This is a genomic window from Saccharothrix carnea (assembly GCF_003014735.1).
Lineage (GTDB): Bacteria > Actinomycetota > Actinomycetes > Mycobacteriales > Pseudonocardiaceae > Actinosynnema > Actinosynnema carneum.
Map to the genome: position 1 here is coordinate 262,903 of NZ_PYAX01000004.1, position 15,331 is coordinate 278,233.

The window sequence follows — 15,331 nt, forward strand, 5'->3', positions numbered from 1 at the left end:
GTCGGATCCGAGCGAAACGATCGTAAACGAAAAAATAGTGCTTGACCCGACTCAAACGATCGCAGATGCTCAGACTCGCAACCGGCTCCCGTTTCCAGGCAGGTCCGAACGCCGAAGAGGAGATCGACGACGATGAGTCCTCGACCAACGACCGGAGCGATCGAAGCGACCGCCAAGGCAAGGACCACGAAGCCCCGACGCGGGGCGGTAGGGCTGACGGCGGCGGTGCTTCTGGGTCTGGCGGTCACCTACCCGGAGACGGCGGGTGCGCAGGACGTGCACGCCACAGCATCGGTGACCGTGCGACCCGACCCGTCCTACCAGCAGCCCGCGTTCGAGGGCTGGGGCACGAGCCTGGTCTGGTTCGCCAACGCCACCGGCGGCTACCCCGACGCCATCCGCAACCGCCTCGCGAACCTCCTCTACGGCCACGACGGCCTGCGCCTCAACATCGCCCGCTACAACATCGGCGGCGGCAACGCGCCCGACGTGCGCGACGACTACATGAAAGCCGGCGCGACCATGCCGGGCTTCTGGCGCGCCCCGGACGGCACCACCCGCGAGGACGTGGACTGGTGGGATCCGGCCAACCCGGACCACTGGAACCTCGACGCCGACGCCGACCAGCGCTGGTGGATCGACCGGATCAAGGGCAACGTGACCCACTGGGAGGCGTTCAGCAACTCCCCGCCGTGGTTCCAGACCGTCAGCGGTTACGTCTCCGGCGGGTTCGACCCCTCGGCCGACCAGATCCGCGCCGACCGGGTGGACGACTTCGCCACCTACCTGGTCGAGGTCTCCGAGCACCTCGAACGAACCCACGGCATCCGGTTCGACACGATCGACCCGCTCAACGAGCCGAACACCCCGTACTGGGGCACGCAGCTCGGTCCAGACGGCCAACCCACCGGCGGTCGGCAGGAAGGCGCCCACGCCGGTCCGGCCCTCCAGCAGAGCGTGGTCCTGGCCCTGCGGCGAACACTGGACGCCTCGACACTGGACGCCCGACTGTCCGCAATGGACGAAACGAGCCCCACCCTCTTCCGCACCAACTGGAACGCCTACGGCCCAGAGGCGAAGGCCGCCGTCGACCAGCTCAACGTGCACACCTACGGCACGGGCCACCGCACCTCCGCCCGCGACATCGCCAAGGGCGCGGACAAGCCGCTGTGGATGAGCGAGGTCGACGGCACCTGGGGCACCGGCCAGAGCTTCACCAGCATGGAGCCGGGGCTGGGCATCGCCGAGCGGATCGTCGACGACATGCGTGAGCTGGAACCGTCCGCGTGGCTGCTGTGGCAGGCGCTCGAGGACTACAACCCGCAGGCCGCGGCGGGCAAGAACTGGGGCGCGATCCAGGTGCCGTTCGACTGCCCGGCGGACGCCACGCCCGTGACGTGCCCGATCCGCACGAACACCAAGTTCCACACGATCCGCAACTTCACCCACTTCGTGCGGCCGGGTGACCGGGTCGTGCGGGTGGACGACACGTCCAGCCTTGCCGCGGTGTCCGCAGCCGGCGACTCCGCCTCGGTCGTCCACCTCAACAAGACCGACGAGCAACGCGCGGTGACGCTGGACCTGTCCCGCTTCGGCACGTTCGCCGCCAACGCGTCCGTGACCCCGGTGGTCACCGACGTCAACGGCGCTCTGGTGCGGGGCAAGGCGATCCGCCTCGCCGGGAGCCGTTCGGCCACGTTCACCGTGCCCGCCAAGTCGGTGACCACGTTCGTGGTGGACGGCGTGAGTGGCGTGGCGGCGGACGCGGCGCTCGTGCGGCCGGGTCACGTCTACTCGTTGACCGGCGTGCAGAGCGGCAAGGCCCTGGTGCCCTCCGCCGACGCGAACTCCGTGGTCCTCGGCACCGTCGACCAAGCCGAGGCGCGGTGGCACGTGGACCAGGTGACGGAGGGCACCGGCAACCGGGAGCGGTACACGGTGCGCAACGCGGCCAACGGCAAGCGGGTGGCGGAGCGCGGCGGCAACCTGGTGCTGGAAACGGCCGCGGAGACCGACCCGGCGGCCCAGTGGATCATGTCGACCACGGGTGACGGCACCTACACCTTCGTCAACGCCGCCACCGGTCGGCTGTTCGACGTGGTGGGCCAGGCGACCGGCGTGGGTGCGCGAGTGGGCGTGTACGTGCCCAACTCCGGGTCGAACCAGCGGTGGGCGGTCGTGGACCGCACGGCGTGATGACGGATCAACGACGGGATTGACGATGGTGTCGGACATCGGGCGAGCGACCACGCCCTCCGTGACCTCGGTGTCCGACACCCTCCTGGACCCCGCCGCGCTGTACTTCGTGTCCTACGACGGCGTGGTCAACAACAATTCGTTCCAGCGCGACGCGATCCTGACCCACGCCGGGCACCAGTACGCGACCTGGTACACCGGCAGCCGCAACGCCGTCGTGGCGCGCAGGCGGCTCGGCGGCGAGTGGGAGCGGGTCGTGCTGCCGCACCGGTTGAGCGTGGACGACTCGCACAACGTGATCTCGCTCGGCATCTCGCCGGAGGACGCCACGCTGCACGTCGCGATGGACACGCACGACAACCGCGTCTTCTACGTGAAGTCGGTCCTGGGGCCGCGGTGGGACTCCTCGGCGTTCGGCGAGGTGCAGCGGACCCTCGACGGCGTCGAGCTGGGCGACATCACGTACCCGCAGTTCGTCGTGACGCCGGAAGGCGTGCTCCAACTCAGCTACCGCACGGGCCGCTCCGGCAACGGCGTCAACGAGCTGGCCGAGTACCGCGACGGCACGTGGACGCGGTTGGGTGCGTGGAGTTCCGCCTCCGGCGACTACACCGCGCCGAACGGTGCCGTGTCCGGCACGCGCAACATGTACCTGCACGGCCTGGACTACGACGGGCGCGGGCGCTTGCACGCCGCGTTCACGTGGCGCGAGGGCGACAGCGGCGTGCTGTCCGGTGGTCCCGGCGGCCTGGCCAACCACGACACCGGGTACGTCTACAGCGACGACCGGGGCCGGACGTGGCGCAACGACGCGGGCACCGTCGTGGGCACGACCGGCGGGCCGGCGGTGAGCGTCTCGTCCCCCGGTGTCGTCATCGACCACCTGAGCCCTGACCGTGGCCTGATGAACCAGGAGGCGCAGGCCGTGGACTCCACCGGCACGCCGCACGTGGTGATCAGCTACGTGCCGGAGCGGTTCGTGCCCGTCGTCTCGGACTACGCACGACAACGGACCCAGTACGCCCGCACTTTCCACCTCACCCGCTCGGGCGACACGTGGACCAAGCGCGAAGTGCCCGTCCCGCCACACAGCACCCAACGCACGAAACTGGCCTTCGACCGCGCCGACAACGCCTACCTGGTGATGCCGCGCGGCCGGATCGTGGCGGCGAGCCGGGCGAGCGGGTGGACCGACTGGACGACCGTGTTCACCCCGACGTCGCTCAACGCGTTCGGCGAGGTCAACGTCGACACCAAGCGCGTAGCGGTCGACGGCGTCCTGTCCGTGCAGTACCAGCAGGCCTCGACGGGCACCACGCCCTCGCCGATCCGGGTGGCGGACTTCCGGCTCCCGTGACGGGAGAGTTACCGGCCGAGGGCTTGCGCACGGTGGATGTTTGCGTAAACATGACCGAGCTCGATGTTTGCGTAAACATCTTCGCCGTGGTCGACAGGAGTGACGATGACGTCCATCTCGGCGCCGGTCAGGTCAGCGCCGGCACCGCCGGCACGCACTGCCCGCCGTTCGCGCGTGGACCGCCGGGGTTGGTTGTTCGTCGCGCCGTTCCTGGTGGTGTTCGCGTTGGTGTTCCTGGCGCCGATCGCCTACGCGCTGTGGTTGAGCCTGTTCCGCGAGCAGGTGTTCTTCGGTGGCACGGAGTTCGTCGGGCTGGACAACTACGCGGCGGTGTTGGGGGACGCGAAGTTCTGGGAGTCGTTCTTCCGGGTGTTGTTGTTCCTGGTCGTGCAGGTGCCGGTGATGTTGGGGTCGGCGTTGGTGGCGGCGTTGGCGATCGACAGCGCACGGCTGCACGCGGCGGGGTTGTTCCGGATCGTGATCTTCCTGCCGTACGCGGTGCCGGCGGTGGTGGCGACGTTGATGTGGGGGTTCATCTACGGCGACACGTTCGGTCTCGCGGCGGATCTCAACGAGTTGTTGGGGCGCAAGGTGGTGGAGCCGTTGTCCGGCGACTGGGTGCTTGTGTCGATCGGCAACGTCGTGACGTGGGAGTTCGTCGGCTACAACATGTTGATCCTGTACTCGGCGCTGAAGGTCGTCCCGCACGACCTGTACGAGGCGGCGGCGATCGACGGGGCGGGGACGTTGCGGACGATCGTGAGCGTGAAGCTGCCCGCGATCCGGGGTGCGCTGGTGATCGCGACGATCTTCTCGATCATCGGCAGCTTCCAGCTGTTCAACGAGCCGAACATCCTGCGGGCGTTGGCGCCCAACGCGATCAGCACGTTCTACACGCCGAACATGTACGCCTACAACCTGTCGTTCAGCGGTCAGCAGTACAACTACTCGGCCACGGTGGCGATCGTCATGGGCGTGATCACCGCGGTCATCGCCTACGTCGTGCAGCTGCGCGGTTCCCGGAAGGGGGTGTGAGCATCGTGGCGACGACCCGTTCCCCGCTCAGGCCGCGCAAGTCCCGGGTGTTGACCGCGGTGATGGCGGTGTACCTGCTCTACACGCTGGTGCCGTTGGCGTGGTTGCTGATCAGTGCGACCAAGACCCAGCAGGACCTGCTGTCGACGTCGGGGCTGGCGTTGGGCGGCACGTTCGCGCTGTTCGACAACATCGCCGAGACGTTCACCCACGACGGCGGGATCTTCCTGCGCTGGTTGGGCAACACGCTGCTGTACGTCGTGCTCGGTGCGGGTGGTGCGACGGTGTTGGCGACGGCGGCGGGCTACGGGCTGGCCAAGTACCGGTTCCGGGGCAGGCGGGCGGTGTTCGCGGTGTTGTTGGGCGCGATCGCGATCCCGGGCACGGCGTTGGCGGTGCCCACGTTCCTGATGTTCAGCAACCTCGGGCTGACCAACACGCCGTGGGCGATCATCATCCCGTCGCTGGTCAGCCCGTTCGGCCTGTACCTGGTGTGGACCTACGCCGTGGAGGCGGTGCCGGACGACTTGTTGGAGGCCGCCCGCATCGACGGCGCCGGGGAGCTGCGGATCTTCTTCACGGTCACGCTGCGGCTGCTGCTGCCCGGTGTGGTGACGGTCGCGCTGTTCGCGGTGGTGTCCACCTGGAACAACTACTTCCTGCCGCTGATCATGCTCAGCGAACCCGACTGGTACCCGCTCACCGTGGGGCTGAACCAGTGGAGCGCGCAGGCCTCCGGCGTCGGCGCCCAGCCGATCTACCACCTGGTGATCACCGGCGCGGTGATCACGATCGTTCCGCTCGTCGTCGCGTTCCTGCTGCTCCAGCGGTTCTGGCAGTCGGGCCTGACCGCGGGCAGCGTCAAGCAGTAACTCCTCTCCCACCGCCGCGAAAGGACTCCACCCATGTCACCCACCAGGCGCAGCCGCCAGGTGGCCATAGTCCTGGCCACCGCCCTCGCCACCGCGCTCTCCGCCTGCTCCTCCGGCGACGGCGGCACCGCGGCGGGCGGCACCACCGGCACGCAGGACGCGGTCGACGCCGCGCTGCGCGAAGGCGGCGAGATCACCTACTGGAGCTGGACCCCGTCCGCCAAGGCCCAGGTCGAGGCGTTCCAGCAGGAGTTCCCGAACGTCAAGGTCAACTACGTCAACGCGGGCACCGGCAACGACCACTACACCAAGCTCCAGAACGCCGTCAAAGCCGGTTCCGGCGCGCCCGACGTGGCCCAGATCGAGTACCAGGCACTCCCCCAGTTCGCCATGACCGGTGCCCTGGTCGACCTCGGCCAGTACGGGTTCAACGCGTTCGAGGACGATTACACCCCCTCGACCTGGAACTCGGTCAAGGTCGGCGGCGGGCTGTTCGGCCTGCCCCAGGACTCCGGCCCGATGGCCCTGTTCTACAACAAGGAGGTCTTCGACCGGCACGGCCTCACCGTGCCGAAGACCTGGGACGAGTACGTCGAAACGGCCAGGAAGCTGCACACCGCCGACCCGACCAAGTACATCACCTCCGACACCGGTGACGCGGGCTTCGCGACCAGCATGATCTGGCAGGCGGGCGGCAAGCCGTTCACCACCGACGGCAAGAACGTCAAGATCGACCTCCAGGACGAGGGCGCCCGGAAGTGGACCGCGACCTGGGACGAGCTCGTCGAGGAGAAGCTGGTCTCGACGATCCCCGGCTGGTCGGACGCCTGGTACAAGGCGCTGGGTGACGGCACGATCGCCACGCTGGCGACCGGCGCGTGGATGCCGGGCGTGCTGGAGTCTTCGGTGCCGGGCGGCGCGGGCAAGTGGGCCGTGGCGCCGCTGCCGACCTACGACGGCAAGACCCCGGTGACCGCCGAGAACGGCGGCGGCGGCCAGTCGGTGCTCAAGCAGAGCGCCAAGCCCGCGCTCGCGGCGGCGTTCGTGCGGTGGCTCAACAACGGCAACGGCGTCAAGCCGTTCCTGGACAGCGGCGGCTTCCCCGCGACGAAGGCCGACCTGGAGTCGTCGGCGTTCAAGGACGAGGCCGCGCCCTACTTCGGCGGGCAGCAGATCAACCAGGTCCTCACCGCCGCCGCCGGCCAGGTCGTGCCGGGCTGGAGCTACCTGCCCTACCAGCTCTACGCCAACAGCGTTTTCGGCGACACGGTCGGCAAGTCCTACGCCGACTCCACCAGTCTGGACCCCGGTCTGACCGCGTGGCAGCAGGCGCTGGTGGACTACGGCAACCAGCAGGGCTTCACCGTCACCACCGGCTGACCCCGGGGGCGGGGCGGCCCGGCCGTCCCGCCCTCTCGCACAGACCTCGACCCCGCGCGCCACACCCGGAAGGGAACACCCATCTCCGTGCCCGAGTTCAGCATCGGCGAGCGGGACTTCCTGCTCGACGGCAGGCCGTTCCAGATCGTGTCCGGTGCCCTGCACTACTTCCGCGTGCACCCGGACCAGTGGGCGGACCGCATCGACAAGGCCCGGCGCATGGGCCTGAACACCATCGAGACCTACGTCGCCTGGAACGCGCACGCGCCCACCCCCGGCACGTTCGACCTCACCGGCGGGCTGGACCTCGGCCGGTTCCTGCGGCTGGTGGCCGACGCGGGCCTGTACGCGATCGTCCGGCCCGGCCCGTACATCTGCGCCGAGTGGGACAACGGCGGCCTGCCCGCGTGGCTGTTCCGCGACCCCGAGGTGGGTGTGCGGCGCGCCGAGCCGCGCTACCTGGCCGCCGTCCGGGACTACCTGGACCGCGTCTACGAGGTCGTCGCGCCGCTGCAGGTCCAGCACGGCGGCCCGGTCATCCTGGTGCAGGTCGAGAACGAGTACGGCGCGTTCGGCGACGACAAGACCTACCTCAAGGCCTTGGCCGAGCACACCCGGGACGCCGGTATCACCGTGCCGCTGACCACCGTCGACCAGCCGACCGACGAGATGCTCGCGGCGGGCAGCCTGGAGGGCCTGCACCTGACCGCGTCGTTCGGATCGCGCACCACCGAGCGGCTGGCCGCGCTGCGCCGCCACCAGCCGACCGGCCCGTTGATGTGCGCGGAGTTCTGGATCGGCTGGTTCGACCACTGGGGCAGCCACCACTACACCACCTCGGCCGCCGACAGCGCCGCCGAACTCGACGCGCTGCTCGCGGCGGGCGCGTCGGTCAACATCTACATGTTCCACGGCGGCACGAACTTCGGGTTCACCAGCGGCGCCAACGACAAGGGCAGGTACCAGCCCACCGTCACCTCCTACGACTACGACGCGCCGCTGGACGAGGCCGGGAACCCGACCGCCAAGTACCACGCGTTCCGCGAGGTCATCTCGCGCTACCGCGACGTGCCGGAGCCGCCACCGCCTGCGGCGACTTCCGCGCCGCGGTCCACCGTCGCGCTGGCCGATCCCGTGCCCTTGCTGGAGGTGGCGAAGGAGTGGCCGGGCTGGGAGCGGCACGAAGCCGTGCCGACCCTGGAGCAGTGGGACGGCACGCCCCGGCTGGCGCTGATGACCACGCGGGTCGACGCACCCGGCCCGGCGGTGCTGTGCTTCGGCGAGGTGCGCGACCACGCGTCGGTGTTCCTGGACGCCCAACCGGTCGGCACCCTGCTGCGTGAGCACCACCAGCGCGCGCTCGGCGTGCGCCGTGCGGTCGGTGAGTTGACGGTGCTGGTCGAGGACCACGGCCGGGTCAACTACGGGCCGCGCATCGGCGAGCCGAAGGGGATCATCGGCGGCGCCACTCTGGGTGGCGTGCCGTTGACGGGCTGGGACGTGCTGCCGTTGTTCCTCGATACCCCGCCGGCGGTCTGGACCGGTCAGGGCGGCACGACGCCCGTCGACGCGGCGGTGTCGGGTCCGGTCTTCCTGCGGGCGGGGTTCGACCTCGACCGGGTCGTCGATCTTCACCTGGACGTCAGGGGTTGGGGGCGGGGGGTGGTGTGGGTCAACGGCTTTTGCTTGGGGAGGTACTGGTCGCGTGGGCCGCAGCGCACCCTGTACGTGCCGGGTCCGGTGCTGCGGGGCGGGGGCAATGAGCTGGTCGTGCTGGAGCTCGACGCGCTGACCGAGCCGACTGCTCGGTTCGTGGCGGAACCGCTTCTTGGGCACACGGAGGCATAGGGCGAAAGCCTTGAAAAGCCTCGAAAAGCGTCCTCGCCGGACGGGCAGATCAGCAGGATGACCCCAACTGCCTCCGTTATCTCCTGTTGGGTTGTGGGTCCGGACTCCGTGTCATCCCACCGACCTCCCTCCGGGCTACCACACGTGTCAAGGGCGGCGCGCGGTCCCAGTTGACGCCGCGGGCAGAGGTGGACGCGCCGCCCTTGACACGTGCGGTAGGGCTGCGCCAGGTCGGCGGGATGACACGAAGCCCTCCTTTGGGAAGAAGGACGTGCCTGTGGCACGGCGCGGGGGTCGCCGGCGGGCGCGGGGTCGGGCGGCGCCGGGGCGTGTGCGGCTGCGACGCACTTCCGCTTCTTGTAGGAGTAGGGGTTCGTGTCATCCCGCCGACCTGGCGTAGCCCTACCGCACGGGTCAAGGAGGCGCCACGACCGATGCCTCACGCATCGGTCGTGGCGCCTCCTTGACGCGTGTGGTAGCCCGGAGGGAGGTCGGTGGGATGACACGAAGCCCGGGACCACGCTGGGTCGGGGAGTCGACGGCGTAGTTGGGGTCATCCTGCTGATCTGCCCGTCCGGCGAGGACGCTTTTGATCTTTTGAACTTTTGATCTTTTCAAACCCCCGCCACCACCACATGTTTGCGCGAACAAGCACCCACGCCCAAGGGCTATAGTGACAACGCGCCACACGGCGTCACGACAGCCGCCAGGGGAAGGAGCCCAGACGTGACAGCCGAGTCCACGTCGGGCACGCCCCGGCAGCCCGCCGTGCGCCGCGCGCCCGCCCGGCGCGTCTCCATGGCCGACGTCGCCCGCCTGGCCGGTGTCTCGGCCCAGACGGTGTCACGGGTGTCCAACGGCCACCCCAGCGTGGTCGGTTCCACGCGCGAGCAGGTGCTGGACGCCATGCGACGCCTGGGCTACCGGCCCAACAGCGCGGCCCGCGCGCTCAAGTACGGCGAGTTCCGCACCATCGGCGTCATCCTGTTCACGCTCTCCACGGTCGGCAACAGCCGCACGCTGGAGGCCATAGTGGACCACGCCGCGCACGAGGGTTACGCCATCACGCTGATCCCGGTGGCCGTACCGACCCAGGACGGCGTGCTCGGCGCGTTCACCCGGCTCGGTGAACTCGCCGTGGACGCGGTGATCGTGATCATGGAGGTCCACCTGCTCGACGCGGCCACGATGACCCTCCCGCTGGGCATCCCGGCCGTGATCGTGGACTCCACCGGAGGCGACCGCTACACCGTCGTGGACACCGACCAGGCGGACGGCACCCGCCAGGCCGTCCGCCACCTGCTCGACCTCGGCCACCGCACGGTCTGGCACGTCGCCGGCCCCGAGGACTCCTACGCCGCCGAACGCCGGGCCGAGACGTGGCGGGCCACGCTGACCGAGGCCGGGCTGCCGGTGCCCCGGATGTGGCGCGGCGACTGGTCGGCCGATTCCGGCTACCGGGCGGGGCTGGAACTGGCCGACGAGCCGGGCTGCACGGCGGTGTTCGCGGCCAACGACCAGATGGCGCTGGGCCTGCTGCGGGCGTTCCACGAGAAGGGCAAGGTCGTGCCCCGGGACGTCAGCGTGGTCGGGTTCGACGACATCCCCGACTCCACGTCGTTCATCCCGCCCCTGACGACCGTGCACCAGGACTTCACCGAGGTCGGCAGGCGGTGCGTCGAGCGCGTCCTGCGCCAGGTCCACCACCGCCGCACCAAGGCGGGCACGACGCTCGTGCCGACCCGCCTGGTGGTCCGCGACAGCACCGCTCCGCCGCCCGCCTGACCCCCAGCTCAGCCCCTGTCCACACCGGACACGCTTGCGCATCGGCCGCACCGGGGGCTATGGTGTTCGTCATCTCGTTCTCGTGGACGTAGGCGGCTTCAGCCCCACCCACGAATTCCTTTCACCGGACCCGCTTCGGACGTGGCTCGCGCAGCCTTTCCCGACCGGGTTCCCACCGCGGCACCCGCCGCGCTGCCCACCATGCCCGAATCTGGGAGAAAACCTTGAACCACAACGATTTTTCCGACAACCGGCTCACCTCGGGCGTCCTCGACGTCGTGGACCGCCGGGCCGTGCTGCGCACCGACGGCTACCTGCCGGGGCCGGACGACGTCACCGTCGCGCCGCACCTGGTCGCCGAGCACGGCCTGCGCCGCGGCGACGAGGTCCACGGCCGGTTCGCACCCCCACCCCGCGGCGGCAAGGCACCCGCGCTGGTCACCGTCGAGGCCGTCAACGGCGCGCACCCGCGCCACTCCCGAGCCCGGCCGGCCTTCGCCGACCTCGTGCCGACCCACCCGCACGAGAGGCTGCGGCTGGAGACGGAGGCGCACGAGCTGACCACGCGCGTGGTCGACCTGCTCATGCCGATCGGCAAGGGGCAACGCGCGTTGATCGTCGCACCGCCCAAGGCGGGCAAGACCTCCGTGCTGCGGTCCATCGCGCACGGCCTCGCCAAGAACCACCCGGAGTGCCACCTGATGCTCGTCCTGGTCGGTGAACGCCCGGAGGAGGTCACCGACCTGTCCCGGGGCGTGCCGGCCGAGGTGGTCGCGGCCACCTTCGACCACCCGCCACGCGACCACACCGCGCTCGCCGAGCTGGCCGTCGAACGGGCCAAGCGCCTGGTCGAGCTGGGCCGGGACGTGGTGGTGCTGCTGGACTCCGCGACCCGCCTCGGCCGTGCCTACAACCTCGCCGCGCCACCGTCCGGGCGGACCCTGTCCGGCGGCGTGGACGCGGGTTCGCTCACCGCGCCGAAGCGGTTCCTGGGCGCGGCGCGCAACGTCGAGGGCGGCGGATCGCTGACGATCATCGCCACCGCGTTGGTCGACACCGGTTCGGCGGGCGACGCGCTGCTCTTCGAGGAGTACAAGGGCACCGGCAACGCCGAGCTGCGCCTGGACCGCAGGACCGCGGCACGGCGCGTGTTCCCGGCCGTGGACGTGCACCAGTCCGGCACCCGCCGCGAGGACCTCCTGCTCACACCCGCCGAGAGCGCGTCGATCCGCTTGCTGCGCCGGGCGCTGGCGGGCAAGGAGGACGCGCTCGACGTGCTGCTCGACGGCCTGCGCAAGACGGGCGACAACGGCGAGTTCCTCACCCGGCTCACCGCCACCACGCCCCGCTGAGTCCACTGCGGACGGTCCGGTCAGGTGAACCGGGCCGGCGGGGCAACCGGCGCAGTCGCCAGTGCCGCTGCCACGGCCAGGACCGCGGCCACGGTGGCCGCGCGCCGGGACGGGCGAAATCGCAGGCGGTGCATGACGTGCCCCCTTCCGTCCGGGCGGCGGTGACGGAAGTGTCGATCACGCCTCTGGACACGGTCTGGACGTGGAGTGGATCACTCGTCCCGCGCTCGGACCTGCGTTGTGCACGTTCCCAGTAAAACCGCCGAAGTTGACCCTTGAGACTGCCACCGGTCTCCGCTTTCATAGTGTGCACGTTCACAGTCGCCGCCACCGCACCTCGATCAAAGGAGATCGGATGTCCGGATCCCACCGGGCGGTCAAAACCGCCCTCGCCCTGGCGACCGCCGTGCTGCCGCTGGCCGCGCTCACCCCGGCCGTCTCCGCCGCCGGGTCGCTGAGCATGCTCGGCGCCGACGTCTCGACCGCGCAACGCGCCCTGGACCTCGGCGCGAAGTACTACGACGCGTCCGGCACCGCCCGTGACCCGCTCGACATCCTGAAGGGCGCCGGGGTCAACTACATCCGCCTGCGCGTCTGGAACAACCCGAGGAGCGGCTACAACAACAAGGCGAAGGTCCTGGCCTACGCCAAGGCGGTGAAGGCCAAGGGCCTCAAGCTGCTGGTCGACTTCCACTACTCCGACACCTGGGCCGACCCCGGCAAGCAGTACAAGCCGGCCGCCTGGGCGAACCACGGCATCGGCCAGTTGCAGGCCGACGTCTACAACTACACCCACGACGTGTGCTCCAGCCTGAAGGCTCAGGGCACCACGCCGGACAGCGTGCAGATCGGCAACGAGATCAACGTCGGCATGCTGTGGGACGACGGCAAGGTCGTCAACAACGACTTCACCAACCTCAGCCTGCTGCTCAAGGCCGGTTACAACGCGACCAAGGCGTGCAACAGCGGCACCAAGGTCATGATCCACACGGCGAACGCCGACAGCCTCGACCACGCCCGCTGGTTCTACGACGGCATCCGGTCCAAGGGCGTCTCGTGGGACATCACGGCGCTGTCGTACTACTGCATGTGGCACGGCACGCTGAGCAACCTCTACAACGTCATCGCCGACGTGCGCTCCCGGTACGGCAAGGACGTCGTGCTGGCGGAGACGGCCTACCCGTTCACCACCGGCAACGCGGACGGCACGGGCAACTCCATCACCACCGGTTGCTCCGGCTACCCGTTGACGTGGCAGGGCCAGGCGGCGAACTTCACCCACGTCCAGAACACCGCGCGCAACGCGGGCGCCATCGGCGTCTTCTACTGGGAGCCGACCTGGTACGCGGTGCCCGGCAACGGCTGGGACCCCGCCGACATCAACGGCAGCGGCAACGGCTGGGACAACATGGCGATCTTCGACTGGTCCGGCCGGATCAACCCGAACGTCCGCTGGACACCGTGATCGTCGTCGGTGGGCGGGCCGGCACGCCGACGACCCGCCCACCGCGATCGTCACGTCGTCGTGGCCTGGGTCGGTGGCGCGGGCACGGCCGCCCGGCGGTACGTCGGGTCGGTGTTGTCGTTCTCGACGATCTCGGTCATCAGGTCGAAGATGCCGAGGAGCACGGGTTTCCAGTCGTCGCGGGGCAGGTGCTTGCGCATCCGGCGGAGTTCCACGATCGGCGCCCGTCGGCCTCGGGAGTCGTCCATCCGGTCGCCGAGGGAGCCCATCGACTCGAAGTGCTCGCCCTTGTCGGCCGTGGCGGGGAAGGCCGCCCGGTAGCCCGGCTCGCTCAAAATGTCCCTCCCCTGGGTGATACCGCTGAGCCACTTCCGGCGGGTGACCTCCGCGAACGACACCTCCCGCCGGTCCACGGTCTCCAGCACCGGCTCGTCGGCCGCGGTCAGCTCCGCGCACCGCAGCGCCAACCGGACGAACGGCTCACCGTCCTCCGCGGCCAGCCGCTCCTGCTCGTCCGCGCTGAGCAGTGCGAACATGGCGGCGAAGTCCGTGCGGGCCATGATGGGCGCGACACCCTTGTAGTAGCCCTCGTGCGGCTTGGCGTTGCCCTGGATGAGGTACGCGGCGACCGGCATGAGCAGTCCCCGCAGCTTGTCGCTCGCCGGGGCGGCCGTCGAACCCTCACCCTCCTGAGCGGGCGCGACGCCTTGGCCCAGCACGCGATCGACGTTCGCCTTCGCCTTGCGGATCGCACCGATCGAGTCCTGCGCGGCCAGGTCGGGTGCCGCCTCGACCCGGGTCCGATCGGAGTGTGCCCGGTCGTCGTAAGCGTTCGACACCGCCGCGAACAGTCCCTCCAGCAACTCGAGCGGGATGCCCGCGGTCATCTGGGGATTGCCCGACGAGGCGGTTCCCTTGGTCAGGTACTGGGAGGAGAAGTAGAGCGTCGGCGTGGCGGGCTTGAGCTCCCGACCTCCCGCCGCGGTGGCCAGTTCGGCGGCGGTGTGGAAGCGGTCGTCGGTGCTCGACGCCACCCGCACGATGGCGTCGAGGGCGGAGACGAGCCGGTCGCGGCCCGCCGCGCCTTCCGGGAACGGCTCGGTGACGAACTCCAGGTTGGATTCGCCGCTGGACCCGTCGTCGGCTTCCAAGGTGAAGCCGGCGGCCTCCACCAGGACTTCCTTCTTCGCCAGCCGTCGGATCAGGCTCGGCCTCAGCTTCTTGAGCCCCGGGTTCTCCGGGCGGCGTGGCACCCACTCCCGGGAGGTGACCGGGGTGGCGATCTCCTTCTTCTCGTCCAGCTCCTGGGTCGACGGTGAGGGCGCCAGGGCGTAGGTGCTGACCGGCACTTCGATCTCGAAACCGACCGCGCGTTGCACGGCGGTGCGGTCCGGGTCCGCCACCGGTGGCCGTGCCCCGGTCGCCGGCGGCGCCTGGTCGCGTTGCGCGGATTGGGCCATCACCCGGTCGGCGTTGGCCACGGCGGCGCGCTCGAAGGTGTCCGCCGGGTGGGAGACGGCCACCCCGCCGCCGACGTCGGTGCCCGCGACCGGACCGGATCGCTGCTGGTCGACGTGCGTCAACTCGTGCGCGAGCATCCGCTTGCCCGCCTCCGACGACGTGTCGTACCGACCGCGTTGGAACACGATGTGCGAACCGGAGGTGAAGGCGTGCGCCCGCACGGACTCGGCCGCGGTGTGCGCCGCGGCACCGGTGTGCACCCGCACGTCGGAGAAGTCGCTGCCGAGGCGGGTTTCCATCTCCCGGCGCACCGGCTCGTCCAGGGGCTTGCCCCCGTCGCGCAGCACGTCGTGCACCGGGGAACGCTGGACGGTGGCGTCACGGTCCTGGCCGGCGAGCAGTCCGACCACCGCCGTGTTGCCCGCGGCGCGCTGCAACGCCCGGATGCCGTCCGGGGACAGCGGCCCGGCGGGTGCCCGGTCGGCGGTGGCGCGGAGGGGCTCGGGCGGCGGGGTGGAGTGGTGCTCGTGGTCGTGCTGCCTCATGTCGTCCCCTTGGTGGAGGTGAAGACCCACACGCG

10 protein-coding genes are annotated in these 15,331 nt (G+C 70.0%); 9 read left to right on the forward strand and 1 reads right to left on the reverse strand.

Features of this window, described 5'->3' with window-relative positions:
- Window positions 1–225: 225 nt before the first annotated feature.
- The 9 genes from B0I31_RS12905 (at window position 226) to B0I31_RS12945 (ending at window position 13,290) form a co-directional block, all read left to right on the forward strand.
- Window positions 226–2,196: an RICIN domain-containing protein gene (locus B0I31_RS12905; protein ID WP_245949851.1), complete on the forward strand. Its 1,971-nt coding sequence runs from the start codon at window positions 226–228 to the stop codon at window positions 2,194–2,196.
- Between the two features lie 70 nt (window positions 2,197–2,266).
- Window positions 2,267–3,553, forward strand: a complete 1,287-nt coding sequence (locus tag B0I31_RS12910; protein ID WP_245949852.1) for a BNR repeat-containing protein — start codon at window positions 2,267–2,269, stop codon at window positions 3,551–3,553.
- 105 nt (window positions 3,554–3,658) lie between these two features.
- Window positions 3,659–4,588, forward strand: coding sequence for a carbohydrate ABC transporter permease (locus B0I31_RS12915; RefSeq protein ID WP_181320137.1), 930 nt, complete (start codon window positions 3,659–3,661; stop codon window positions 4,586–4,588).
- A gap of 62 nt (window positions 4,589–4,650) precedes the next feature.
- A complete protein-coding gene (locus tag B0I31_RS12920; RefSeq protein WP_106615920.1) occupies window positions 4,651–5,460 on the forward strand; it encodes a carbohydrate ABC transporter permease in 810 nt (269 codons plus the stop codon).
- 33 nt (window positions 5,461–5,493) lie between these two features.
- A complete protein-coding gene (locus B0I31_RS12925) occupies window positions 5,494–6,840 on the forward strand; it encodes an ABC transporter substrate-binding protein (RefSeq protein ID WP_106615603.1) in 1,347 nt (448 codons plus the stop codon).
- Window positions 6,841–6,927: 87 nt separating this feature from the next.
- The gene (locus B0I31_RS12930) at window positions 6,928–8,688 is read left to right on the forward strand and encodes a glycoside hydrolase family 35 protein (protein WP_106615604.1); all 1,761 of its coding nucleotides are present in this window, start codon (window positions 6,928–6,930) and stop codon (window positions 8,686–8,688) included.
- Window positions 8,689–9,414: 726 nt separating this feature from the next.
- Entirely contained in the window at window positions 9,415–10,473 is a 1,059-nt protein-coding gene (locus tag B0I31_RS12935) for a LacI family DNA-binding transcriptional regulator (protein WP_342751479.1), read from the forward strand.
- A gap of 224 nt (window positions 10,474–10,697) precedes the next feature.
- On the forward strand, window positions 10,698–11,825 hold the full coding sequence (locus B0I31_RS12940) for a transcription termination factor Rho, short form (protein WP_342751480.1): 1,128 nt from the start codon (window positions 10,698–10,700) through the stop codon (window positions 11,823–11,825).
- Window positions 11,826–12,180: 355 nt separating this feature from the next.
- Complete coding sequence (locus B0I31_RS12945) at window positions 12,181–13,290, forward strand: glycoside hydrolase family 53 protein (RefSeq protein ID WP_106615606.1); 1,110 nt, start codon at window positions 12,181–12,183, stop codon at window positions 13,288–13,290.
- Between the two features lie 50 nt (window positions 13,291–13,340).
- On the opposite strand, the gene B0I31_RS41185 is transcribed toward B0I31_RS12945, so the two are convergent.
- Window positions 13,341–15,296, reverse strand: coding sequence for an eCIS core domain-containing protein (locus B0I31_RS41185; protein WP_219910687.1), 1,956 nt, complete (start codon window positions 15,294–15,296; stop codon window positions 13,341–13,343).
- Between the last annotated feature and the right edge of the window lie 35 nt (window positions 15,297–15,331).

Coding starts and splice junctions, on each gene's coding strand:
- B0I31_RS12920 (WP_106615920.1), top strand. CDS start 4,651: ATGGCGGTGTACCTGCTCTACACGCTGGTGCCGTTGGCGTGGTTGCTG.
- B0I31_RS12945 (WP_106615606.1), top strand. CDS start 12,181: ATGTCCGGATCCCACCGGGCGGTCAAAACCGCCCTCGCCCTGGCGACC.
- B0I31_RS12925 (WP_106615603.1), top strand. CDS start 5,494: ATGTCACCCACCAGGCGCAGCCGCCAGGTGGCCATAGTCCTGGCCACC.
- B0I31_RS41185 (WP_219910687.1), bottom strand. CDS start 15,296: ATGAGGCAGCACGACCACGAGCACCACTCCACCCCGCCGCCCGAGCCC.
- B0I31_RS12915 (WP_181320137.1), top strand. CDS start 3,659: ATGACGTCCATCTCGGCGCCGGTCAGGTCAGCGCCGGCACCGCCGGCA.